The sequence below is a fragment of the [Clostridium] aerotolerans DSM 5434 genome, from assembly GCF_000687555.1.
In the GTDB taxonomy this organism is placed as follows: domain Bacteria; phylum Bacillota; class Clostridia; order Lachnospirales; family Lachnospiraceae; genus Lacrimispora; species Lacrimispora aerotolerans.
Genome location: NZ_JHWJ01000005.1, coordinates 248,404 through 272,881 on the forward strand (window position 1 = coordinate 248,404; position 24,478 = coordinate 272,881).

Below are 24,478 nucleotides of genomic sequence, written 5' to 3' on the forward strand. Positions count from 1 at the left end.
CCCCTTTTTTGTTGATATGAAATAGAATGAGATGAGACCGTTACTTTATCGCGTTTGTTTGGACTGGCGCAGCGTTCGATGCTCTGCCCATATTGTTTCAAACCAGTCGTTTTTCTGGGGAACCGGGGTCACTTCTTCCGTAAGGCTTGTGAAGCGGCCATTTTCCTGCCTTGTAATCAGGCGCAGGTTCTTATCATGAGATTTGGTTGGCAGATACCCACCCGTCTCTTCTTTTACCAGGCAGCTTCCCCTGCTGCCAAATAAAGCTGCCGACTGCTCCATGGCCTCTAAAACAGCACACTGGGTCACAATCATATCGTATGTCTTTAATAAGATAGGAAGGGTTCTGATATTAGGAACCTTCACCAGGCTCTTAAAATGAATCCGGTAGTGTTCCACGTTCTCACGCAGTTCAGACAACCCCTTTAAATCACGGACCTGGGCTGCCACACAAGACATGGCATTTTGAAGGTCCTCTCTTACCGTAAGGGCGTTATTTTCTTCTCCTATCATGCTTAAAAGACTGTTTCCTATTTCCTCAGCCAGCTTGTCCGGGGATACCTTCCACAACGAAGGATCTGGTGTCTCCTCCTCACTGGTGTATGAAATATGCTGAGCGGCCCGCATAGAGCCTACCTGAGTGGAATTTAAAGCGGAGCCGCCTGGACGATGGACTCCAAAGGTACCTGCTGCCTCTCCTGCTGCAAACAGTCCTTTCATCGAAGTCTCCCAGTTGGCATCCACCAATATGCCCCCATTGTGATGCTGGGCACAAACACTGATTTCAAGCATTTCTTTTTCAATATCAATGCTGTGACTCTTATACAGGTCAATGGCAAGAGGATTCATGTGCTTTAACCGCTCAATGGGAGTGCCAAACAGAGCATTGGATTTTAAAAGATAGGAATGGGCCTCTTTTGACAGGCATTCAAACCCGCCCTCTAAACCAGCTGGATTATTCATGAAATCCAGATACACTCTGCGCCCTTTTATTGCAGTTTCCTCATAGACACATAAATCGATCCGTGAAGAAGCGTCTTTTTTGCTGGCATCAAAGGGCCATTGATAGCCTTTTAAGAACACCAGATTCAGTGCCTCTTCCTTACTCATATAGTCCGTAAGAAATTCACGTTCCACTCCCTCCTTATCAATGGATACATACCGTGGCAGCACCTGCTGATAAGTTCCTGATACATTCCAGCGAAACTTGATGGAAGCGAGTCCGTACTGCCATTCCTGAAGATTCACGCCCCTGACACCTGCATCAAGGAGTGCCCCTGACATTCCTGTATGACCTGCCGGATAGACCACATTTTTATAACAGGCGCTTGGTCCTCCGGTACACCAGATCACATGATTTGCTGCAACGACGACCAGTTCCAGCTGATTATCAGAAAGCTTATCTTTATTTAAGCAGATAATTCCCCGGATTTTATTGTCCTCTTCATAAATCTGAAAAGCCAGCAGCTCATTTAAAATTGGAATATTCTTTTTACTTACTGACCCTTCCAGGGCTTCTGTCATGTAGCGGGATGTTAGAGGCCCTGCGGAAGTTGCACGCTGACGCGGATCATGATCTGTCTTATAGCCAGTGTATACTCCAAACTCATCGGTGGGAAAATCCACTCCCAGATTCGCCAGCTTGTAAAAACAGCGCAGGGAATTGGCGGCCTCTGCCAGGGCAACGCTGCCGTCTACCCCCTCCCCCTCATATAGTGTCTGAGCCATCTCGTACACAGAATCGTTTTCATGAAAACCCACGGAAAGCTTATAGTAGGTCTGCTTATCACTTCCTGTGTTCCGGGAGGTTCCCATGCGGATTCCTTCTGTCAGCAAGGCAATATTTCTCCGGCCAAGGTCATAGAGCCAATCGACCGCATTATAAGCTGCTGCACCGCTTCCCACTACGACTGTGTCATATTGTAAGAACTTATAACTAACTTTCTCCATTGTGTACCTCTGTTTAAAGTCGTTTGATGTGAAATCCTCCGTCCACATCAATAAAGTTTCCTGTGGTATATGGGAATTTCCCTCCTGCAAACGCGCTTACGGCCAGTGCCACATCTTCTGGCAGTCCCCAGCGGCGAATAGGAAATACGCCATCTTCAATCATCTTTTCGTATTTGGATTGCACGGTACTGGTCATATCCGTTAAGATAACACCCGGTCTGACTTCATAGACCAGAATTCCCTCACTGGATAACCGGTCCGCATAAAGCTTAGTCAGCATGCTGACACCAGCCTTTGATATACAGTACTCTCCACGGTTTACAGAGCTCACCTCTGCGGAGCAGGACGAAACATTAATAATGATTCCTTTCTCCTCCTGCTTTATCATCTGGTTCGCAACCAGCTGGGTTAAAAACATATTTCCCCGAAGATTGACTCCCAGCACATAATCAAAGCTTTCCTCGCTCATAGTAAGAAGATCTGCTCTAACTTTAGGAGCAACTCCCGCGTTATTTATAAGGACGTTTATTTTCCCGTAATGTGCCACGCTTTCCTTTACAATATGAACTCTGTCTTCCTGGCTGGAGATATCTCCAGTCACATAGAAATAATCCTTATTATTATCATCAAACCACTTTAATTGTTCTGCATACGCTTCCTTTTCACGGGTTCCGACTATGACAACCTGAAAGCCGTCTTCTGAAAGCTGCTTTGCAATGGCTAATCCGATTCCACGGGTTCCACCGGTCACTACTGCTGTTTTTGCCATTTGAATCCTCCTGTTATCGTTTCGCTGCTGCCAAAGCTTCTGCCGCCGCTCTTGCTTCTTTATATTTAGGAACGTATACGGCTGAATCCCGGACCACGCAGCCTGTGCTTCCATGGTCTCTCATGATCTGGGTACATTTGCTGCAGCAAACGCATACTTTTTTAGAATCCATTTCACCATTCGTAAAAATGTCATGGGCTGCATCCGGATATGCAAAGCTGGAACGGCCAAGACCTACCATGCTGCAGGAATGGGATTTAATATTAGCTGCGGCTGCATTGGGAATATATTTACGAAGCCAGCTGTAGCCATTTCCAATAATGGGCACATCGCCAGCTGCCTCTTGTGCAATTCTGGTGTACTCAAATATCTTTTCAATAATAGAAAGCTGGGATTCTTCCGGCTCCGGGACACCCAAGCTTGGAATATCAAAGGGACGTCCAAACTGAGGGTAAACAAAGTATGGGTTGCTGGAAGAGAGTGCAAATACATTCACTCCAGACTTAACCAGCATTTTGATTAATGCCACTGGCTCTGTGCTGTCAAATTGATAAATGTCATTTTTATCACATCCAAATCCATATGGGTATGGGTGAACATCGAACACATTTAAGCGGCAGCCGATAATAAACTCATCGCCAACAGCTTTTCGGATGGCTTCCACCGTCTGAACCAGAAAACGGCTGCGGTTCTCCAAGCTTTCTCCGCCGTACTTTCCTTCCCTGGTAAATCCACCGAGAAGTTCACTTAAGAGATATTTATGGCATGCCTTGATATCAACTCCGTCAAATCCAGCTTCTTTGGCCAGCAGAGCAGATTCCACATATTTTTCAGTCAGGGAATCCAGATATTCATCGGTCACCACCTGATCATCACGAAATATGCCGCTTCTCTCATCTAAGATAGGATCACGGAATGCCACCATAGGAGCTCTTTCCTCTCCCGGACGGCTGTAGCGGCCAGAATGGGTCAGCTGAAGGATATGAATGAGAGAAACATCATTTGCTTCTTTTCCTGCTTTTCTGCTCTCTTTTAAGAACTCCTGAAAGGAACCGACATTCTCCTTTGTCAGCATTAACGACTGGGGATTAGCCTTTCCTTCTTCTACCACTGCATTGGCTTCCCACCAGATCAGACTGGAACCGCCGGTTGAAAATCTCATATAACGGCGTTTGGTAAGCTCAGACATGGAGCCGTCTGGATTGCTGTCACAGCCTTCCATTGGCAGAATTGCCATCGCATTTGATGTTGTTAGGTGTCCTACTTTTACCTTGTTTTTAAGGGGGGATAAATCTTCTGTTAAATCAATGTTTACTTCCTGATTTTTTATCTCCTGTCTCAATTCCTCCAATGACATATACCGAAACATTTTGTGCTTTGCCATGCTTATAACCTCCAAAGTTGAACTATTAATGTGAGTTAATTATAAAAAGTTTTATTCATAATAGCTAGGCAATAAATTGTTGCAAAATACACCTTTCTTGTTTTCATGTTGACTTAATACAGATTTACGGTTGACTTCCACAAAAAAATGGTTATAATTTACAAAACAGCTTGTTTTTCTTTTATTTACTTCATTTGTTAATGGTATTACTGTTATATAAAGCTATAGCATTCCATGTATAAGAGGAGGAGGTTTGGTATGGGAGATAAGATAAATACGGCACAAAATGGGAACTTTCACTCAAAAGATTTCGCTCATGCCTATTATGATGAAAGCAATCATAATGCTGCACTTACAAGGCATCATCACACCCAAAATGAAATTATATTTGTAAAGGAAGGTCAATGTACCTTTGACATTTCAGGAGAAGCATATACCATCAAAAAGAATCAGATTGTGCTCATCAGTGCACTTGAAAACCACTCCACCCATTCCATGCACACGCCTTATCATCGATACGTGTTTGTATCTTCCATGGACCTCTGTTCAGACTACATTCATGATCCCATCATGTCCTCTGCCTTTGTAAGGAGCAATCAACATCTGGGCGTCATTGACCTAACCCCTGAAACAGCAGACGAAATGGAAGGCTATTTTAAAACCCTTGTTTCAGAAACAGCAAGCCATGAAGTGAAATGGAAAGAGCGATGTGCAACTACTCTTTTTAATATATTAATATTACTTTACCGCAGTAATCCCGAAGCATTTGCAATTCAGAAAAATCCCGATGACCTGAATGTTATCTTTGCCATTAAGGATTACATTGACCATAACTACAGCCAGCCCTTAAGCCTTGAAACGGTGGCTCAGAGTTTTTACATCAATAAATATTATCTATCTCATCAATTTAAGGAAATCATTGGCTATGGATTTAAAAAATACATTCAGCTGATTCGTATCAATAAGGCGAAAATACTATTGCAAAATACAAGCCTTACGGTGAATGAAATCTGCACTAAAATCGGCTATGACAATATCAATTACTTTATCCGCCTGTTTAAGGAAAAGGAAGAAATGACCCCTTATCAATATCACAAGATGTTTTATCAACATCATTCAGGGAAGTAAGAAAACGAAAAAAAGCCGGCTGCATCTGCCGGCTTTTTTATTGTACTGTCCTTATTCTTTTGTAACTAATTTATCTACATTGTCAGCGGTGACCAGTTCATTGTCCAGAATTACATATTTTTCAACTGGCTTTCCTTCCAAGTAATCGTAAGCAGCGTTCATAATCGCCTTTCCAAGGAAGTAAGGAGGTTCCGCTATGGTTGCCTCTACCTTACCTGCTTTGATAGCCTTAATGGTATCATCAATGGCATCACAGCCGATCATAGTAATCTCATCAAGCCTGCCTGCTGCCTCTACCGCTTCTAACGCTCCCAGAAGCATCTCATCGTTGGCTGCATATAACCCGTCAATATGATCATTAGCCTGAAGAATGTTCTCCATGACACTCATGCCTTTCGCACGATCAAAATCAGCCACCTGGCAGGCAACGATTTTCATGTCAGGGTTCTGGCTGATGATCTCATTAAAGCCCTTAGATCGGTTCTGGGCTACATTGGTCCCCATAATGCCCTGAATCTCAACAATATTCCCTTTTCCCTTTAGGGTGTCCGCAAGATACTGCCCTGCAAGCTTGCCGGATTTTACGGCATCATAACCAATATGAGAAACCACTTCCCCGCCGCTGGCTTCCCGGTCCATCGTAAGCACCGGGATACCGGCTTCATTGCAGGCTTCTATGGAAGAAACGATGGCATCGGAGTCACAGGTATCAATTATAATACAGTCTGGCTTTTTGGTAATGAGATTTTCCACATCCTTCATCTGAATGGTGGGATCATCCTGGGCATCTGTAATATAAAGCTCTACCCCCAGTTCATCTGCCGCCTTTTGCACCCCGTTTTTTACATCTACAAAGAAGGGATTCGTCTGGGTATTCATAGCAAGTCCCACCACATACTTTTTATCCCCCGATTTAGCCTCCGTCTTTGCTTTCGATTCTTCTGTCCTGGCCGTTGTAGTTTCTACCGCTGTGTCCTGCTTCGTAGCTACTGTTTTTTCAGTACTGCACGCTGTAAGCGAAGCCAGAGCCACCCCTAAAAGTACCGATGCTGCCAAAAACCTTCTTTTCCTCATAATTTTTCCTTCCCTTCTCCATAAAAAATATTTATTTACTCTGCTTTCGCAGATAAATCCTTTACCTTCTTGTCCACTAAAACTGCAATCAGTACCACTGCGCCTTTTACAATATAGGTTGCATGAGGATTTACGTTCATGAGCGTAAGAATATTATCGATGATCCCCATAATCATGGCACCTATCACTGTAGGAAGAACAAATCCAGTCCCTCCGCTTAAGCTGGTTCCCCCAAGTATAACTGCTGCGATTGCATCCATCTCAATCCCCTGTCCGCTGGTAGATTGTGCCGAACCCAGCCGGGCGGTCAGTACCACTGCTGCAACACCGCTTAGCAAGCCGTTTATGATGTAAACCATCCATTCTGTTCTTTTAACAGAAATACCCGATAGTCTGGCCGCTTCTCTGTTTCCTCCAAAAGCATAAACACTTCGCCCAAAACTGGTCTGTGTCAATACATAATGGGCCAGTAAATACAGCAGTATGAGTATGATAACAGGCACAGGAATGGAAAGAATCATACCCTTACCTAAAAATTTATAGATATCTGCCTTCACTGGAATGGGAGACCCCTTTGTGAAAATTAAAACACACCCCCGAAGCAGAGTCATCATACCAAGAGTTGCGATAAATGGAGGAATCTCACAATGAGAAATGAAGAATCCATTGACTGCCCCACAGACAATCCCTATGGCCAATGCAGTTAGAACCGCTAATCCAGTATTGCCGGTTGATTGAAGTACACCAGACGCCACCACACCAGATAATCCCAGGATAGAACCAACGGATAGATCTATACCTCCAGTGAGAATGACAAAGGTCATACCGCAGGCTATAATCCCCGCAACAGTAATCTGTTTGAATACATTAAATAGATTTGATACACTTAAAAAGCTATTTGATAAAAATGCCGCAAAAATACAGATGACTACCAATATCAGAAATGAACGATAAATATTAATCTGATTCATCAGTCTTTTTTTAGTTTCCTGATTCATGTTCACTCACCCCTCCAGACGCATGTGCCAATATTGTCTCCTGATTCACCTCATGCCTTAAAACATCTAAAACCAGATGCCCCTCCCGCATGACCAGAATCCGGTCGCTGATTCCGATTAATTCCGGAAGGTCTGTGGAAATGACCAGGATACTTTTTCCGCATTCCGTCAGCCTGTTTATTATGCTGTAGATTTCTGCTTTAGCGCCTACATCTACCCCTCGTGTAGGCTCAGCCAGTATCAGTATATCAGAATCAGCTTCCAGCACTTTTGCAAATACTACCTTCTGCTGGTTCCCGCCACTTAATTTCCCTGCCAGCTGTTGGTCAGAACTGATTTTGATGTTAAGCGCTTTCACCTGATCCTGTACGCATTTCATCTCAAGCTTTTTATTTAAGGAAACACCTCTGGTAAACTTCTTTAAGGAAGACATGGAGATGTTTTCCCGAATGCTTCTTACAAGAACAAGCCCCTCCTGCTTCCTGTCATCGGAAACAAATCCAATGCCTGCCTTTAAAGCTTTTTTCGGAGAGGAGCAGTCCTTTTTCTCCCCGCCAATCATAATGATTCCACTCTCCATGGGAATTGCTCCGTAAATCAGCTTGGAAAGCTCAACGGCACCAGACCCTAATAAACCGGTGATTCCTAAAACTTCTCCCTTATAAAGCTTTAAGCTGATACCGTGGACTCCCCGGCCTGTTATGTCCCTGGCTTCAAAGACCACTTCTTTCGGAATATAATTCCTCACCGGGTATAGATTGGACACCTTTCTTCCCACCATCATGGAAACGACATCCTCATAATCTGTCTCATCAATATTCTTTGTAGCTACAAACTTCCCATCCCGGAACACGGTGAGCCGGTCTGAGATCTTAAAAATCTCATCCATACGGTGTGATATGTAAATGACAGAAATCCCTTTCTTTTTAAGTTCTTCGATTGTCTGAAATAAAATCCGGATTTCTTCCTCTGCCAAAGCCGCAGTCGGTTCATCCATAATAATAATTTTGGCGCCGATGGTAAGGCATTTTGCGATTTCTGTCATCTGAGCCTCAGCCACAGATAAGGTTCTTACCTTTGCCTTTGCTGAGAATGGTAAGCCAAGATGGTCTAAATGCTCTTGCGCGTCCTGATACAGACGATTCCAGTCAACCTTCCCCAATCGGTTGACCGGCAGTCTTCCCAGATACATGTTTTCAGCGACTGACAGTTCCGGAATCATGTTAAATTCCTGGTAGATCATAGCGATTCCATGCCTTTCGGCGTCTTTTGCTGAATGAAACACAACTTCCTTCCCATTTAATAGCATGGTACCAGAGGTATAGGGCTGGGCTCCTGCTATGATTTTCATTAAGGTGGATTTCCCTGCTCCGTTTTCTCCACACAGAGCATGAACCTCACCTTTCTTGATCTCCAGATGTACTCCGTCCAGTGCTCTGACTCCAGGAAATACCTTCACTATGTTATCCAGTTTTAAAACGTACCCTTCTCCCATTTAACTTCACCCTTCCCCACTATTTCCCCTTAATATGCGCAGCCAGAAATCAGGATCACATTGGTATACCCGGTAAATTCCCCTGTCAGGATGATGGCTTTTGCTTCCTCTGTCATCTTTTTTAATTCCTTATGGGAAACGTATTCCACAGGGATTCCTTTGGGGAGCAGATTACAGGCTTTTTCATGGAGAGCAGGGCATACTGTCAAAGCCTCTTTTGCAAAGATGGCTTTTTCGGTTATCATGTATTTCTCCATTTCTTCCAACACCTCTAAATATGCTGGACTTCCAGGCTTCCACCCTAAATCCACCCGCTCTACTCCTTTCGGAATGGGTAGTCCAGCGTCTCCAATCACCAGCATATCCATATGCCTTAGCTCAGCCATCACTCTTGCCAGCTGGGGATGGAGGATTCCGGTCTTTAGCATAAGCTCCACTCTCCTTTTCCATGCTCTGCCACAAACCGATCGATTTCTTCCCGGTCTGGCATAGATGTTGTGGTCCCCAGTCGCTGCACAGATATAGCAGCAAGTGCATTGGCAAATTGTGCTGCTTCCCATAGATCCTTTCCTTCTGAAAGGGCTGCTGTCAGCCCTCCATTAAAGGCATCCCCTGCTCCAGTGGTATCAAAAGCCTTTATCTTATATGCTGGCAGGAAGCCTCTCTTTTGTGGTGTGGCAAGGAATACTCCGCTGCCTCCCATGGTAATCAACACATTCTTAACGCCCTTATGAAAGAAGTAATCGGCTGCTTTTTTTGCACCTTCCACACCATCAACTTTAATTCCACTTAAAATTCCAGCCTCCACCTCATTGGGTGTAATTAAATCGACCCGGCTTAAAACAAAATCACTGATTGGTTGGATAGGAGCTGTATTTAATATTATTTTCACTCCCTTTTCATAGGCCATGGTAATGATCTTTTCTACGGCTGAAACATTGGTTTCAAGCTGGGTCAGCAGATACTCTGACTGGTCCAATAGATCAGAGAGTGATTCTACCTCCTCATCCGTGATGTTACCACAGGCTCCTAGCACCACTACAATTTCATTTTGTGCCGTATTCTCATCTACCAGAATCAGTGCGCTGCCAGTTACAGTCTCACTTGTCTGAAAGATTCGTTCTGAATTCATACCAAGTTTTTTCATGGTATTTAGGGCCACCTCTGCAAAGGCATCACTTCCAAGCTTCGTCACCATGGTAACATCTGCTCCTGCCTTATGGGCTGCTACGCCCTGGTTAAACCCCTTTCCTCCAGGCCCCATCTGAAAAACACTTCCCTTTACCGTCTCTCCCGGTGCCGGGAGATGGGGACATCGTCCCATTAGATCAACTACAAAGCTGCCAAAAACTGTTACCTTCTTTCCCATACTATTTCTCCTTTTCTTAGAGCAGTATAACTCCGTTTCCTGCTCCGATTCTGTCTGCCCCGGCTTCTATCATTGCCAGTGCCTCTTCTCTGGTACGAATTCCTCCGCTGGCTTTTACCTTTGCTCTCGTTCCCACAGTCTCTTTCATCAGCGCTACGTCTGAAACTTCTGCTCCATTCGTACTAAAGCCTGTAGAAGTCTTTACAAAATCAGCTCCAGCCTCCACGGAAAGCTCACAGACCTTTATGATTTCTTCTTTGGTCAAAAGACATGTTTCTAATATGACCTTTACAACCCGCCCCTGAGAGGCTTCTGCCACCGCTTTTATATCTTCTCTTACCAGATTATAATTCTTATCTTTCAGTGCCCCGATATTGATTACCATATCCACCTCAGTGGCTCCTGCCTTTACAGCTTCCATGGCCTCAAAGGCTTTAGCCTTCGTAAGCATAGCACCAAGGGGAAAGCCTACCACGCAGCATACTCCTACTTCGCTTCCCTTTAACTCCTCCGCTGCCAGAGGCACCTGACATGTATTGACGCAAACCGATGCAAACCCGTATTCTTTTGCCTCCTTACAATATTTTTTAATCGTTTCTGAGGTAGCATCTGCCTTTAACATTGTGTGGTCAATCATTCCTGCTAGATTCATCTTTCTTTCTCCTTTTGTTATTTCTTGGTTTTTATTATCTCCGGCAAATATGTAACCGGTTACATATTTGCCGGAAAAATAAACTGCTACATGCAGCTTATTTTATAGTTTCGGAACCGCGCAGTACCACCTGATACGGAACATATATCTTTTTTCCGGTACTTTTGCTTTCTTTTTGGGACAGTTTATCAATGAGCATTGCCATTGCCTCATATCCCTGTTTTTTGGCATCTCTTTCTATGGTGGAAAGCCTGTAATCTATGATTTTAAGGGACTCGATCTGGTCAAATCCTACCATGGAAAGGTCCCTTCCGATCTTCAGCTTATGCTCTGTTAAATATTTTAAAACACCAAGGCTGGTCTGGTTGTTGGAGGCAAAGATCGCAGTAGGCGGTTCCGGCAGCTCAAGCAACGCTTTGGTCTGTTCATACGCTTTCATGGTTTTAAAATCTCCGGAAACTACGTATTCCATTTTAAGTTCGATCCCATAATCAGCTAAAGCGGCCTTATAGCCTTCATAGCGGTCTTTTCCAGGCATGGAAGTACTTGGTCCTTTGATAATGGCAATCTTTTTGTGCCCTGCCTTTATGAGCGCCTCTACCCCCTCATAAGCGGCTTTGGCATTCTCTACAAAAACTCCATCCAAAGTGGAATCTTTTATATTCCGGTCAACTAAGACAACTGGGATTCCCTTGCTTTCAAATTGCATCAGTTTATCCCGGGTCTCCATATCAAGCTCAGATACCGGAGTGATTAAAAGCCCGGAAAGTCTCTGACGCTCTGCAATCTGAAGGCATTGATGCTCCCTCTCCTGCATCTCTCCAGTATCAAAAAGAACAATGTTATACTGATTACCGGAAGCCTTTTCTCCCATACCGCTGATTATTCCTGAAAAAAATTCATTGGCAATATCCGGGACAATCACTCCTATACTGGACGAATCGTTGATACTTAAGCTTCTTGCTATTGCATTAGGGACAAAGTTGGTTTCTTCAATGGCCTCCAGTACTCTCTGCTTCGTTTCCTCCTTTACATATCCGGATTCGTTGATCACTCTGGAAACTGTTGCAGACGATACTCCTGCCTTTTTTGCTATATCCCGTATATTCATGTAGATTCTCCTTTATGTAACCGGTTACATGTATAACATTACCACAATTTTCTAAAACTGTAAAGCCATTTTGTGCAAATGATATATTCTATTTTCTTAACAATCAAGAGAAAGCTTCTAAAAGCTCTTCGTAGCTTTTGGCTGTCTGAAGCTTTTCCATTGTTTTTGAATTTCCAAGCTTTCCTGCCAGCTCGGAAATCAGGCGAAGGTGCTCTGATGCCCCCTGACTGTCAGAAGGGACTGCAAACAGGAAAAACAGATCAGAAGGTTCTCCATCGTAGGACTCCCATTCTACCATCTCTTTGGTCCGTCCAACGGCAATGCCTACCTGACTAACGGAATCTGACTTGCCGTGGGGAATGGCAACGTGACTGCCAATCCCCGTCACTCCTTCCGATTCTCTTAAGTATACATCTTTTAAATACGCTTCTTCATCCTCTATATATCCAGCTTTTTTTAATAGCCCGGATAAATGCCTTAAAACCTCATCCTTATTTCTTGCATCCATGCTAAGATCAATGACTCTCTGGTCTAAAATTTCTGTTACAGCCATAACATCACTCCTTATCGAATAAAATACTGGTATACTTCCAGCGGGGAATTTAACTTCTTTAAACTTTCCATGTTTTTTTCATTTTCTGTCAGCAGTAAGAAGTCCTTGTAGAACTGTTTTGTCCGTTTGATTTCATATTGGGAAGTCATTTTTACAGAGAGCAGAAATACAACATCCACAAGATCCCCTGCCCACTCAATGGGGCTGTCTAAGATGGCTACTGCTATTCTGGATTCATTTACCTCCATCATGTTTCCGTGGGGAATGGCAATGCCGTGTCCAATACTGGTGGTGGTCGCTTTTTCCCGGTCAAACACACTTTCTAAATATTTCCCGGTCACATCTCCTTTTTCCTCCAGTTTACCCACCATATGACGGAGCAGCTCCCCTTTCTCTTTTACAGGCGGTCGAAAGAAAATCAAGTCAATTTCAAATAGCTGATGACAAAGACTATGAAACTGAAAATCAGTAACTGGAATGCTTTTTCGTATTTCCTTTACTTTCCTGCGAATGATATCAATATTTTCCTCTGACATTCGGTCACTGATGCTCACAATTCTGGAATCGGAATCGGACAGGGGGACGGAACTGATGATAAGATCCATGGTCCTGTACTGGGAAAGCTTAAAATCATGATGGCTGACCGCCCGTATTTCAGAAATCTCCGGTATACTGTATTTAATCATCTCCATCATGAGCTGACTGGAAGCCAGCCCCTGCCTGCTGACCATAAGAGCTTTAAATGGACGCTCTCTGTTTAAACGGATCAGGGAGGCCTGAATATATAAGGCGATCCCAGCCAGTTCATCCTCCGTCACCTGAACTCCATAATATTCTTCAAACAAGTTGCTGGTAGACCATGTGGCGAGAAAGGTCTGTTTATATTCCTGCTTCACGTATTTACTGATGCTGTCGGAATTGGTCGTAGAATATTTCATGCGGAAAATGGCCGAGCGCATATGGCTTAAAAGACTATCAAACAGAATGTCATCTAAGGACAAATCCACATCCAGCACCGAATCTATGGTTTCAATGACTAGCTTTACAAACTCTCTTAAATCCTCATCGTATTTTTTTGCAGACTCCCCGTCTTCCATGCCGGAAAACCCCTCAATCTTCCTGGCAGACAGCAGTAACATGGACAAAAGACTTACGTCATCCGAATGAATGTTAATTCCATATTCCGACTCGATTCTCTGATAAATGGATTGAGCAAAGGAATATTCGTTATAATGCTGTACCTCTTCCTCTTCCCCCGGCGGGAAATGGCCAAGTGCTCCCGAATAGCCTCTGGAAAGAGAAAGGCATATCATGATCCAGACCATATTAAAGGAAACATCCGCAAGCTCAATTCTCCAGGCGTTCTCCGCTTTTACAATAATCTTTCGAATTCTGGCGGCGTCAATGCCTGGTGCATAGGTACCAAGAAGAGCTTCCATAATATCCGGCATCATATAGAGAATATAATCCTTTATGGCGACCCGGTAGTTATACTCATCCCCAGCCACACAAATTCCTTTGTTTCTTACGGAGGTAATCTGAAGATGGCGGGTCTCGAACCAGGGAGAAATCTTTTTTAACATAGAGGCAACCGTTGGCGGACTTAAATAAAGACTGTCCGCCAATTGCTGCAGGGTAATGATTTCTCCAGGCTTAAGCTTTAAAAGCTTTCCGGTAAGCTGTCGGTTGCGATTTTCTAAATCAGCAGAGAGGTCAACATTTGAATGGTCAGAAAATGTCTCCTTTAAGACACTAAGCTGTTCCTTGGTACAGTCAAGCCAGATGCCCTGCCCCTGCTTTTTCGTAATGCTCCCAAGACCGTTTGACTTCATCCAGTCGTTTAGCTGGTCGGTCTTCGTCCGTATTGTTTTTTCAGATAGACCCATACCATCTGCCAGCTGCTTTACCGTGTATGTCTTCCCTGAAAAAAGATATGATAATATTTGGTTGTAGTATCGTGTATTTTTGTCCTGCTTCAAATGACCACCTCAATCATTCATATCCAATATGTCTGGTCTCCCCATAAATGTAACGCCCGCTGGAGCCAATCACTTTCATATAATCCTTTACAAAAGCTTTTATTCCAGTCTCGGCTGCCATGCATAAATGCATGTAATCTAAATCCGGCTTCTCCTCCAATGCTTCTAGCATAGAGCGTTTCCCAGCCTCAAATGCATCGGTGCACACATTGATTTTATTGATCCCGCATGCTACCGCTTTCTTTAAATTTTCTTCTCCAGAGCCTGATCCACCATGAAGGACCAGAGGCATCCGGAGTGTTTCTTTTAACTTTTTAAGTCTCTCAAAGTCTAGCTTTGGTATTTTTCCCTTAGGATATGCACCGTGAGCCGTTCCAATGGCAACTGCCAGGGCATCCACTCCGGTTCTTTGTACAAAATCAAGGGCCAGACCGGGATCTGTATAAAGGTCAACATCCGTATCGTCGGAATCGATTGCCTGACCTACATGCCCCAGTTCTCCTTCCACCGAACAGCCCATTCCATGTGCCAATGCTGTGATGATGGCTGTCCGGCTTACATTTTCCTCATAGGGTAGGGAAGAACCATCAAACATAACATTGGTAAAGCCACGGTTAATACAGTCTGCGATCACATTAAAGTCTGTACCGTGATCTAAATTAAGGGCAACAGGAACTCTCACTCTGGAAGCCAACTCCTTAATCACAGGAAGCATCTCTTCTGCATGAGCATGATTTTTCATCTGGCCGGGGCCAAACTGAATGATAATAGGAGAATGTTCTTCCTCTGCTGCCATAATACCGGCCCTGGCCATTTCCATGTTGATGCTGTTCATGGCCATAACACCGTAATTTCTTTTATTTGCGTCGTCAAGAATTGCTTTCATCGATACCAGCATAATCTCACCCTTCCTCTCCTATACCTGGTCATTTACTGGATCTGGATATCAAGATCAAAGTCCTGCTCCTCTTCCTTATCATCAGTACCTTCCTGACTTGGCCTTTTAATCGCTGCATAGATAATTCCTGTTATCAGAGAACCGATGAGTAAAGCAATGAGGAACCACATAGGGTTTTTCATCATTGGAACTACGAAAATACCTCCATGGCCTGCTGCTGATTCACAGCCCATACCTACGGCTATAGCTCCGGCTACCGCTGATCCTATCATACAGCTGGGAATGACTCTTATAGGGTCTGCAGCTGCAAATGGAAGCACACCTTCCGTAATAAAGCATAAGCCCATAGGGAATGCTGTTTTTGCTGTATCAAATTCTACCTTGGAGAAGCTCTTTCTTTTAATCAGTGCTGCAATGAAAATACCGATAGGAGGCGTCATACCGCCAATGATTTTCGCTGCCATAGGACCGTAGATTCCATCGGCGCCAAGTGCGTTTGCTGCCATGGAAGCCGTCTTATTCACAGGTCCCCCTAAGTCAAAGCCCATACAAGCTCCAATTACGCCGCCAATGACTGCCTTTGCCCGTCCATTTAAGGAAATGATCCACTGCTGAAACACATTCATCACATAGGCGAGAGGAATGGAAAATACACACAGGAAAATCATTCCGCAGACAAGGGTGGATAAAACCGGAATAAACATAACAGGCTTTAAGCCCTCACACCACTTCGGCATTTTCCACTTCTTCATCCAGTTGACGAATCCGCCGATGATAAATGCCATAAGCAGTCCGCCCAGAAATCCGGCCTTCGATTGGGACGAACAATAACCGATTACAATTCCCGGCACAATTCCCGGCCGCCCTGCAATGGAATAAGCTACCCCAGCCGTCATGACTGCTACTGCAAAGTCCATTGCGATGGAACCAAGCTTATTGACTCCCCACCAGAAGCCAAGCCAGGTAAATGGATTTAAATTAGTAAATGGTGTGGCTCCAGCCTCTATGGCGCTTCCGATATCATATCCCCCAAAACCTTTTGCCAGTGCAGATAAGATCCCCCCACATACTACGATAGGTATCATATATGAAATTCCTGTCATAACATGCTTTTTGATTTCAAACTTCTGCTTTGCCATTGATATCCCTCCTCGAATACTTCGTTTCTGTCTCCTGCTATTTCCCCAGCTTTTCGTGAATTTTAGAAATTACACTTTTGGGAGACTTCATGATCATGCTGATGGGTACGTCAACCACTGCCTTTCCGGTAAAACGCTCCTTTCCTACCCGTATGTCAGCTGCAATTAAAATCACATCTGCCTCCTTAATTTCCTCCGGTGTCAGCTCATTTTCCACCCCAATGGACCCCTGAGTCTCAACCTTGATGAAATCTCCCATTTCCCTTGCAGCATTCTCAATTTTCTCCTTTGCAATGTAGGTATGGGCGATGCCTGCGGTGCAGGCTGTAATGGCCAGAATCTTCATAACTGATACCTCCTTCTCTTTAAGTTACTTAAAGTTTACCATATCATGTACGCTTACGGTAAATATAAAAAGGCATATCGAAACGGTAATTTTTATGAAAAAGATTGTGTAAAATCAAAAAAAGGCTTGTAATTCATACTAAAAAGGTATAGTATTATTATGAAAGGTAAGTTAGCATGTGCTAACCCCGTAATTGCCTGTGATCAGGCAAAAAAAGGAGGTTGAAAATATGAGCAGACCATTGCTTGAAATAGTAGATTTATGTGTATCAGTAGAAGATAAAGTAATTTTAGATGGAGTGAATTTAAAGGTGAATCCAGGCGAGCTCCATGTCCTCATGGGACCAAACGGAACTGGAAAATCCACTCTTGTTTCCACGGTCATGGGAGATCCAAGATTTACCATCAGACGGGGAAGCATCCTCTTTGAGGGAAAAGACATTACAGATGATAAGGCAGATGCAAGGGCCAGGGCAGGACTTTTTCTCTCCTTCCAGGTTCCCGAAGAGATTCCAGGCATTACTATGGAGAACTTTCTCCGTACAGCCAGAGGAGCCGTCGAAGGGCAACAGCCTAAGATTCTCTCCTTCCGTAAGGAGCTGTTAGAGCAGATGAAGGCCCTGGATATGGATCCTTCCTATGCGGAACGTTACTTAAACGTTGGATTTTCCGGCGGCGAAAAGAAAAAGGCAGAGATCTTACAGATGCTTATGTTAAAACCAAAGCTTGCACTGTTAGACGAAACTGATTCCGGCCTTGATGTGGATGCCGTCCGTACCGTGACAAAAGGAATCCGCACCTTCTCAAATAAGAAAAACGGACTTTTTATCATTACTCATAACGCAAAAATTCTGGAGGGACTTGACGTAGATGTGGTCCATATCCTAGAAGGCGGACGCATCATTCGTACCGGCGGAAAGGAACTCATCTCCTTAATTACAAACGACGGTTTTACTATACTTGATAAGGAGGAATGAGGCCATGAAAGACTTTAACCAGGAAAAGACCCATATAAGTGAAGTAGACCGAAGCATTTATGACATCAAGGACAAAGTAGATTCTTCCTTTGAAGTGGATTCCGGCCTGACTTCTGCCATTGTTTCAAAGATATCCCAGGAAAAAAACGATCCGGAGTGGATGCGCATCTTCCGCTTAAAGGCTTTGGAGACGTATCACAAAACTCCCATGCCTGGCTGGGGGCCATCCTTAGACGGACTTGATATTGGAAACATCGTTACTTATGTCCGCCCTAAGACAGACATGCGCACCGACTGGTCTGACGTTCCCGACTACATCAAAAACACCTTTGAGCGGCTGGGAATTCCCGATGCAGAGAGAAAATCTTTAGCCGGCGTAGGTGCCCAGTATGACTCAGAAGTGGTCTACCACAGCGTAAGAGCTGAGGTGGCTGCCCAGGGAGTGGTTTATACTGATATGGAAAGTGCTCTCACAGGTCCTTATGCTGAAATGGTACGAAAGCACTTTATGCGGCTGGTACCGCCCTCTGATCATAAATTCGCAGCTCTTCACGGAGCTGTTTGGTCCGGTGGTTCTTTTGTATACGTTCCAAAAGGCGCTTCCGTAGAGATTCCTTTACAGTCTTATTTCAGGCTGAATGCACCTGGCGCCGGACAGTTTGAACATACCCTTATTATTGTAGATGAAGGAGCCTATCTTCATTTTATCGAAGGCTGCTCCGCTCCCAAGTATAATGTGGCGAACCTTCATGCCGGCTGCGTGGAGCTCTATGTAGGGAAAAATGCCAGACTCCGCTACTCTACCATTGAGAACTGGTCAAAAAATATGTATAACCTAAACACCAAGCGTGCGGTTGTGGAAGAAGGAGGAACCATTGAATGGGTATCCGGCTCCTTTGGATCCCACACCTCTTATTTATATCCCATGAGCATTTTAAAGGGGAAAAATTCCCGAATGGAATTTACGGGAATTACCTTTGCAGGCGAGGGCCAGAACTTAGATACCGGAGCCAAGGTACTTCATTCCGCACCTGATACGACCTCTCATATTACGACCAAGTCCATATCAAGAGACGGAGGCGTATCCACCTTCCGAAGTGCCATTACCGTTACCCCTCAGGCAACGGGAAGTAAATCAGCCGTATCCTGTGAATCCCTGATGTTAGACAGCATATCACGCTCCGATACCATTCCTGTCATGGATATCCAGTGCGATGAAGTGGATATCGGACACGAAGCCAAGATTGGACGAATCAGTGAGTCAGCCATCTTCTATCTCATGAGCCGGGGGCTTTCTGAGGAGGATGCAAGAGCCATGATCGTAGGCGGCTTTGCGGAACCCATTGCAAAGGAGCTTCCTTTGGAATATGCCGTTGAAATGAACAATTTAATCCATCTTGAGATGGTAGGAAGTATCGGATGAGAGGAGGAGCTGGTATGAACGAAAGAATTAATATACTGCCGGTTCCCACCTGGAACCGTATGGGAGTCAACTGGGCAGAGGCAAAAGCCGACCTGCCAAAAGCATTGTTACCAAAAGGAAAAAAAGAGCCCTACACCGGCTCAGTTTCCCACGGGATGCAGACCTTAAGAGAACTCCCCACTGAGGTGGCCCAGATCCAGAGCGGAATGGGTGCCTATTACGATGAATATATCATGGATCAGGCAGATAAGACCTGTTTTTTACAGGTAAATGATGATGTAAAAGAACCATTTATTATTACAGAGCAATTAGATTCCTCCAATCCAGCAAGCCGGACCCATTGGGGAATTGTGGCGGAGGAAGGCAGCCGCCTTACTGTGGTACAGATAAGCAGAGGAGACGCTATGGATGGCGCAGCTATGACCCTGACCCAGATTCACGCCAAGGCTGGCTCCTTTGTACGGCTGATTCAGCTCCAGCTTTTAGGGGATAAGAGCCGAAGCTGGGAGGCGGTTGGCGCACGTATCGGAGAAGGTGCCAAGGTAGAGCTGGTTCGGGCCGTGCTTGGAGGTCAGGTAGCTGCCTCCGGCTCCCTTATGAAGCTGGAGGGCGCAAAAAGCGGATATGACTTAAACTCCGCCTATTTCGGCCACAAAGAACAGTATCTTGACTTTAACGATACCGCGGAGCATATGGGAAGGGAATCTGTCTGCGAGATGTACACCTCAGGAGTGCTGGCTGATAACAGCACGAAGATTCTGCGTGGAACCATTGATTTTCGCAGTGGAGCTGTCCGTGCGGTGGGACATGAAAATGAAACGGTACTTTTACTCAGCCCCACAGCCCGCAACCGTACCACTCCTCTCATACTCTGCGGAGAAGAACAGGTAGAAGGCCAGCATGCCGCTACCCTTGGAAAATTTGATGAAAAACAGCTTTATTATCTCTGCTCCAGAGGACTTACCCCCACTCAGGCAAAGCGGCTTATGGTAGAAGCCCGTTTCATGCCGGTGCTGGATCTGCTTCCAGAGGAAGACTTGCGCACCGAAATACTGGAGGGCATCGAAAGGAGGCTTGACCGCCATGAAAACAATCCAGGATGATTTCCCCATACTATCCATTTTAGAAAATGGAAAACGGCTGGTGTATCTGGATAATGCCGCTACCACACAGAAGCCTCTGGCTGTTTTAAATGCGGTGGAGTCATATTACAACAAAGACAATGCAAACCCTCATCGCGGCGTTTATGAACTGGGCGCCCGTGCCACAAAGGCCCATGAGGATTCCAGAGGCATTGTTGGTGACTTTTTAAATGCTTCGCCTGATGAAATTATATTTACTCAGAATACCACAGAAAGCCTGAATCTCGTTGCATACAGCTACGGCATGGAATTTTTAAAGGAAGGGGACGAAATCGTCCTCTCCGTAGCGGAGCATCACAGTAATCTTGTTCCATGGCAGAGAGTCGCGAAAGTAACTGGAGCTAAGCTGGTTTATCTCTATCCCGATGCCTTCGGTCATTTGACAGAGGAAGAACTGGATCAAAAAATCACTTCCAAAACCAGGCTGATTGCAGTTGCCCAGGTATCCAATGTTCTCGGTATCGAAATCCCCGTTGCCTCCATTGTCCGCCGGGCCCGTAAAGCCGGTGCAGTCGTTGTTTTGGATTGTGCCCAGAGTGTCCCTCATATGCCAGTGGATGTAAAAGCCCTGGACGTGGATTTTGCAGCATTCTCCGGCCACAAGCTTTATGCTCCCATGGGAATCGGAGTTCTGTACGGAAAGAAAGAGATTCTTGATAAAATGCCTCCATTTTTAACGGGAGGTGACATGATTGGAAACGTTCATGAGCAAAGCTCCACCTATGCTGAGGTGCCCCGCCGTTTTGAGGCAGGCACCAGAAATGTAGGAGGCGAAGCCGGTCTGGCTGCTGCCATCGGCTATTTGAATTCCCTGGGATGGGATAACATTCAAGCTCATGAAAGGGATCTTATGACACGGGCTTTAAAGGGATTGGCTGAAATTCCTCATCTAACCGTATATGGAGACCTCTCCCCGGATAAGAGGCACGGAGTTATCGCCTTTAATGTAGAGGATGTCCATCCACATGACACCGCTTCCCTTCTGGATTCAGACGGCATCACAATCCGTGCCGGTCACCATTGTGCCCAGCCGCTCATGGAGTATTTAAAGATCAACTCCTGTGTCCGTGCCAGCTTTGGAATCTATAATACGCCAGAGGATGTGGATGCCTTAATTAACAGCTTAAAGAATGTAAGGAGGTGGATGGGCTATGGATCTTAAGGCTTTGTATAATCAAATTATTGTAGAAAACAGCCGCGCTTCCCATAACCGCCATAAGGTAGATCATGCAACAGCCGTTTTAGAGGGAGTCAATCCAAGCTGCGGCGATGATATTACACTGGAGCTAAAGGTTTCAGACGGAAAGATAAAAGAAGCAGGTTTTACTGGAACCGGCTGTGCCATCTCTCAGGCTTCTGCCTCTTTGATGATTGATTTAGTCACAGGAAAAAGTGTGGAAGAAGCAAAAGAACTGCTTTCCACCTTTTATGGAATGATTAAGGGAGAGATCACCGATGATGATCAACTGGAAATCCTTGACGATATCGTTGCCTTAAAGGGAGTATCCCATATGCCGGGAAGAGTAAAATGTGCTGTGCTTGCATGGCATACCCTGGAAGAAGCCCTGGACGGAAGAACAGAATCAACAGGATGTAATGACGGCCATTCCTAATACGGTTCAAATGTTTCTTAAGCAAATAACAAGTATATAAAAAATAAGCTCTGATGGTCCAAGGACCAGATCAGGGCTTATTTTTATGAACAACTCCTATCCAAACAGGGACAGGAGTATACCAGCAGCTACTGCAGAGCCAATGACACCAGCCACATTAGGACCTATGGCATGCATTAGCAGGAAATTGGCTGGATTGGCCTTCTGCCCCTCTATATGGGACACTCTGGCCGCCATGGGAACAGCAGAAACTCCCGCAGACCCAATCAAAGGATTAATTTTGCCTTTCGTAGCCCAAAACATTACCTTTCCAAGGATCAATCCCCCTATTGTACTGAAAACAAAAGCCAATAGTCCCAGTCCGACAATCATAAGAGTCTGAGGCCGCAAAAAGGTTTCCGCATTAGCAGTGGCTCCCACCGTAACGCCTAAAAATATAGTTACAATATTAATCAGGGCATTTTGCGCAGTATCTGACAGGCGTTCCACTACTCCGGATTCCCGAAATAAATTTCCAAGCATAAGCATTCCAATGAGAGGAGCCACAGATGGAAGTAAAAGTACACATAAAATAGTAACAATCACAGGAAAGCATATTTTTTCCAGCTTTGATACCACCCGAAGCTGTTCCATCCCTGTCTCCCGCTCCTTTTTCGTCGTCAGCAGCCTCATGATGGGTGGCTGAATGAGAGGAATCAGCGCCATGTAGGAATAAGCCGCTACTGCTATGGCTGGCAATAATTCCGGAGCAAGTCTTGACGACAGGAAAATAGCCGTAGGTCCGTCGGCTCCTCCAATGATTGCGATGGAGGCAGCCTCTGATGGCTGAAATCCCAAAGCATTTGCAAGTACAAATGCAACACAGATACCAAACTGGGCGCCAGCGCCAAGAAACAGACTGCTGGGGCGGGCAATCAATGGGCCAAAATCAGTCATAGCTCCAATTCCCAGAAATATCAGCGAAGGATAAATTCCTAATTTGACTCCCTGGTATAGATAATAAAGTAGTCCTCCAGGTTCTGAGCCAGCACCGGGCCCCGTCATTAAGCCTGTCAGAGGCAGATTAACGAGCATCATCCCAAAGGCAATCGGCATAAGCAAAAGGGGCTCAAATTTACGGACAATGGCAAGGTAAATCAAAAAACAGGCCACCACAACCATCATCGCCTGCTGCCAGGTAAGTGCAGCAAACCCTGAGCTTAACCACAAGTTTTTTAATGCATTTATAAACATAGTTTTTCTCCTTTTATATTTCAGGTTTTTTATTTTTATCCATTGACGTACTTCCCTTTTGAACCTTTTCCAGCAGAAAAGAAAACAATCGAATTGAAATGTACAGACAGAACAATACAAAAAACACAACCGCAAGCAAAAACAAGGAAACAGTCATACTTTCAATAAAATTCATTCATGGTACCTCCTTTTATTTCTGTCGATCCCGGTTTCAAACACGCAAAAAAGGGCAGGAACTTCCAAAGAAGCCTCCACCCTAAAAGCAACAATTCTTGAAAACAGATACAAAATACTGAAATATCTGTCCAACCGGATCAATCATATTTATTTTATATATCATATCGTACAACAGAGGATTTGTCAATACGGCGGTCCCTGTTACCCTTTTACTGCCCCTGTCGTCAGACCATCAACAATCTGATTGCTGAATATACTGTATACCACAATCGTTGGAGCAATTGCTATGATGATTGCAGCAAACATTTGAACGTAGTTTGTCGCATAAGGTCCTACGAAAAAGGTCAAAGTAACCGGCAATGTCTTTTTTAGATTATCCGAAATAAATACCATTGCAAGCAACAGTTCGTTCCAGTTACCAATAAAAGTCATAAGCCCTGCAACAAACATACCAACTCTTGCCAGCGGAAGACAAATTCTTATAAAGCAGCCATAGATGGAGCAGCCGTCAATGCATGCCGCTTCCAGCAGCTCATTTGGCATACTTTTAAAGAACCCTACCATAAGAAATATTGTTATAGGAAGAGAAAAGGTTATGTAAGGTATAATAAGACCGATTAATTGATTAGTCAAATTCCAGCTTGAGAAACGAACAAACAGAGGAATCAATACGCAGTGAACCGGTACCATCATACCAATTAAAAAATACTGCATAAGATAACGCATGATCTTCAATCTCATTCTTGCAATGGCAAATGCTGCCATAGAACCAATTAGCAGGCTGATAATCAATGCCGCGCTACAGACAATCACGGAATTTAAGGTCGCAATTCCCAGCTTACCATTTACCCAAGAAAATATATAATTCCCTAATTGCAATACCCGGGGTATGGAAAATGGATTCGTCAGTACTTCCCGGTTGGTTTTAAAGGAAACACTGAGCATCCATAGCAAGGGAAGAATATAAATCAGTGCAAGAATAACAAGAAATAAATATATAATAACATCGACAATGGTAATTTGTTTTTTCTTCTTTACCAATTCATTTGTTTTCATTCTGCCACCTCCC

The 24,478-nt window shown here is 44.5% G+C and carries 24 protein-coding genes and 1 other annotated feature; of the genes, 6 read left to right on the forward strand and 18 right to left on the reverse strand.

What is annotated here, in order from left to right; translation table 11 throughout:
• Positions 1 to 45: 45 nt before the first annotated feature.
• From T546_RS0109535 to T546_RS0109545, 3 genes are read right to left on the reverse strand one after another with little or no spacing between them, the layout of a single operon-like run.
• Positions 46 to 1,950: an FAD-binding protein gene (locus tag T546_RS0109535; RefSeq protein WP_026891410.1), complete on the reverse strand. Its 1,905-nt coding sequence runs from the start codon at positions 1,948 to 1,950 to the stop codon at positions 46 to 48.
• A 13-nt stretch (positions 1,951 to 1,963) separates the two neighbouring features.
• On the reverse strand, positions 1,964 to 2,719 hold the full coding sequence (locus T546_RS0109540) for a 3-ketoacyl-ACP reductase (protein ID WP_026891411.1): 756 nt from the start codon (positions 2,717 to 2,719) through the stop codon (positions 1,964 to 1,966).
• Between the two features lie 13 nt (positions 2,720 to 2,732).
• Complete coding sequence (locus T546_RS0109545) at positions 2,733 to 4,103, reverse strand: oxidoreductase (RefSeq protein ID WP_026891412.1); 1,371 nt, start codon at positions 4,101 to 4,103, stop codon at positions 2,733 to 2,735.
• A gap of 258 nt (positions 4,104 to 4,361) precedes the next feature.
• On the opposite strand from T546_RS0109545, the gene T546_RS24585 reads away from it, so the two are divergent.
• Positions 4,362 to 5,231 (forward strand): AraC family transcriptional regulator, encoded by an 870-nt coding sequence (locus tag T546_RS24585; RefSeq protein ID WP_026891413.1) that lies wholly within the window; start codon positions 4,362 to 4,364, stop codon positions 5,229 to 5,231.
• Between the two features lie 51 nt (positions 5,232 to 5,282).
• Here T546_RS24585 and T546_RS0109555 read toward each other — a convergent pair whose 3' ends face one another.
• From T546_RS0109555 to T546_RS0109610, 12 genes are all read right to left on the reverse strand, one after another.
• Entirely contained in the window at positions 5,283 to 6,305 is a 1,023-nt protein-coding gene (locus T546_RS0109555; protein WP_026891414.1) for a substrate-binding domain-containing protein, read from the reverse strand.
• A 35-nt stretch (positions 6,306 to 6,340) separates the two neighbouring features.
• Positions 6,341 to 7,303 carry an ABC transporter permease gene (locus T546_RS0109560; protein ID WP_026891415.1) on the reverse strand — a complete coding sequence of 321 codons (963 nt, stop codon included), beginning with the start codon at positions 7,301 to 7,303 and terminating at the stop codon, positions 6,341 to 6,343.
• On the reverse strand, positions 7,287 to 8,798 hold the full coding sequence (locus tag T546_RS0109565) for a sugar ABC transporter ATP-binding protein (RefSeq protein ID WP_026891416.1): 1,512 nt from the start codon (positions 8,796 to 8,798) through the stop codon (positions 7,287 to 7,289). Before T546_RS0109565 ends, T546_RS0109560 begins: the two co-directional genes overlap by 17 nt.
• A gap of 29 nt (positions 8,799 to 8,827) precedes the next feature.
• Complete coding sequence (gene rbsD / locus T546_RS0109570; RefSeq protein ID WP_026891417.1) at positions 8,828 to 9,226, reverse strand: D-ribose pyranase; 399 nt, start codon at positions 9,224 to 9,226, stop codon at positions 8,828 to 8,830.
• Positions 9,220 to 10,167, reverse strand: coding sequence for a ribokinase (gene rbsK / locus T546_RS0109575; protein WP_026891418.1), 948 nt, complete (start codon positions 10,165 to 10,167; stop codon positions 9,220 to 9,222). Before rbsK ends, rbsD begins: the two co-directional genes overlap by 7 nt.
• Before the next feature lie 16 nt (positions 10,168 to 10,183).
• On the reverse strand, positions 10,184 to 10,819 hold the full coding sequence (gene deoC, locus T546_RS0109580) for a deoxyribose-phosphate aldolase (RefSeq protein WP_026891419.1): 636 nt from the start codon (positions 10,817 to 10,819) through the stop codon (positions 10,184 to 10,186).
• Between the two features lie 97 nt (positions 10,820 to 10,916).
• Positions 10,917 to 11,930, reverse strand: coding sequence for a LacI family DNA-binding transcriptional regulator (locus tag T546_RS0109585; RefSeq protein WP_026891420.1), 1,014 nt, complete (start codon positions 11,928 to 11,930; stop codon positions 10,917 to 10,919).
• Positions 11,931 to 12,033: 103 nt separating this feature from the next.
• Complete coding sequence (locus T546_RS0109590) at positions 12,034 to 12,483, reverse strand: PTS sugar transporter subunit IIA (RefSeq protein ID WP_026891421.1); 450 nt, start codon at positions 12,481 to 12,483, stop codon at positions 12,034 to 12,036.
• Positions 12,484 to 12,494: 11 nt separating this feature from the next.
• A complete protein-coding gene (locus tag T546_RS0109595; protein WP_026891422.1) occupies positions 12,495 to 14,462 on the reverse strand; it encodes a BglG family transcription antiterminator in 1,968 nt (655 codons plus the stop codon).
• 13 nt (positions 14,463 to 14,475) lie between these two features.
• Entirely contained in the window at positions 14,476 to 15,360 is an 885-nt protein-coding gene (locus T546_RS0109600; RefSeq protein ID WP_026891423.1) for a class II fructose-bisphosphate aldolase, read from the reverse strand.
• A gap of 32 nt (positions 15,361 to 15,392) precedes the next feature.
• Entirely contained in the window at positions 15,393 to 16,499 is a 1,107-nt protein-coding gene (locus T546_RS0109605; protein ID WP_026891424.1) for a PTS fructose transporter subunit IIC, read from the reverse strand.
• Between the two features lie 37 nt (positions 16,500 to 16,536).
• On the reverse strand, positions 16,537 to 16,845 hold the full coding sequence (locus T546_RS0109610) for a PTS fructose transporter subunit IIB (RefSeq protein WP_026891425.1): 309 nt from the start codon (positions 16,843 to 16,845) through the stop codon (positions 16,537 to 16,539).
• A 229-nt stretch (positions 16,846 to 17,074) separates the two neighbouring features.
• On the opposite strand from T546_RS0109610, the gene sufC reads away from it, so the two are divergent.
• From sufC to sufU, 5 genes are read left to right on the forward strand one after another with little or no spacing between them, the layout of a single operon-like run.
• Positions 17,075 to 17,821, forward strand: a complete 747-nt coding sequence (gene sufC / locus T546_RS0109615; RefSeq protein ID WP_026891426.1) for a Fe-S cluster assembly ATPase SufC — start codon at positions 17,075 to 17,077, stop codon at positions 17,819 to 17,821.
• Between the two features lie 4 nt (positions 17,822 to 17,825).
• On the forward strand, positions 17,826 to 19,244 hold the full coding sequence (sufB, locus tag T546_RS0109620) for a Fe-S cluster assembly protein SufB (RefSeq protein WP_026891427.1): 1,419 nt from the start codon (positions 17,826 to 17,828) through the stop codon (positions 19,242 to 19,244).
• 14 nt (positions 19,245 to 19,258) lie between these two features.
• On the forward strand, positions 19,259 to 20,347 hold the full coding sequence (locus T546_RS23230) for a SufB/SufD family protein (RefSeq protein WP_166429808.1): 1,089 nt from the start codon (positions 19,259 to 19,261) through the stop codon (positions 20,345 to 20,347).
• On the forward strand, positions 20,328 to 21,548 hold the full coding sequence (locus tag T546_RS0109630) for a cysteine desulfurase (protein WP_026891428.1): 1,221 nt from the start codon (positions 20,328 to 20,330) through the stop codon (positions 21,546 to 21,548). Before T546_RS23230 ends, T546_RS0109630 begins: the two co-directional genes overlap by 20 nt.
• Positions 21,538 to 21,999, forward strand: coding sequence for a Fe-S cluster assembly sulfur transfer protein SufU (sufU, locus tag T546_RS0109635; protein ID WP_026891429.1), 462 nt, complete (start codon positions 21,538 to 21,540; stop codon positions 21,997 to 21,999). The genes T546_RS0109630 and sufU overlap by 11 nt, the downstream gene beginning before the upstream one ends.
• Positions 22,000 to 22,095: 96 nt before the next feature.
• Here sufU and T546_RS0109640 read toward each other — a convergent pair whose 3' ends face one another.
• The 3 genes from T546_RS0109640 to T546_RS0109650 all read right to left on the reverse strand — a co-directional run bounded on the left by T546_RS0109640 (position 22,096) and on the right by T546_RS0109650 (position 24,465).
• Positions 22,096 to 23,232: a sodium ion-translocating decarboxylase subunit beta gene (locus T546_RS0109640; RefSeq protein ID WP_026891430.1), complete on the reverse strand. Its 1,137-nt coding sequence runs from the start codon at positions 23,230 to 23,232 to the stop codon at positions 22,096 to 22,098.
• Positions 23,233 to 23,245: 13 nt separating this feature from the next.
• Entirely contained in the window at positions 23,246 to 23,407 is a 162-nt protein-coding gene (locus tag T546_RS25315; RefSeq protein WP_156951310.1) for a hypothetical protein, read from the reverse strand.
• 71 nt (positions 23,408 to 23,478) lie between these two features.
• Positions 23,479 to 23,543: a sequence feature (sodium ion sensor (DUF1646 type); this cis-regulatory element may regulate processes involved in with the transportation of sodium ions), on the reverse strand.
• 67 nt (positions 23,544 to 23,610) lie between these two features.
• On the reverse strand, positions 23,611 to 24,465 hold the full coding sequence (locus T546_RS0109650) for a carbohydrate ABC transporter permease (protein WP_026891431.1): 855 nt from the start codon (positions 24,463 to 24,465) through the stop codon (positions 23,611 to 23,613).
• Between the last annotated feature and the right edge of the window lie 13 nt (positions 24,466 to 24,478).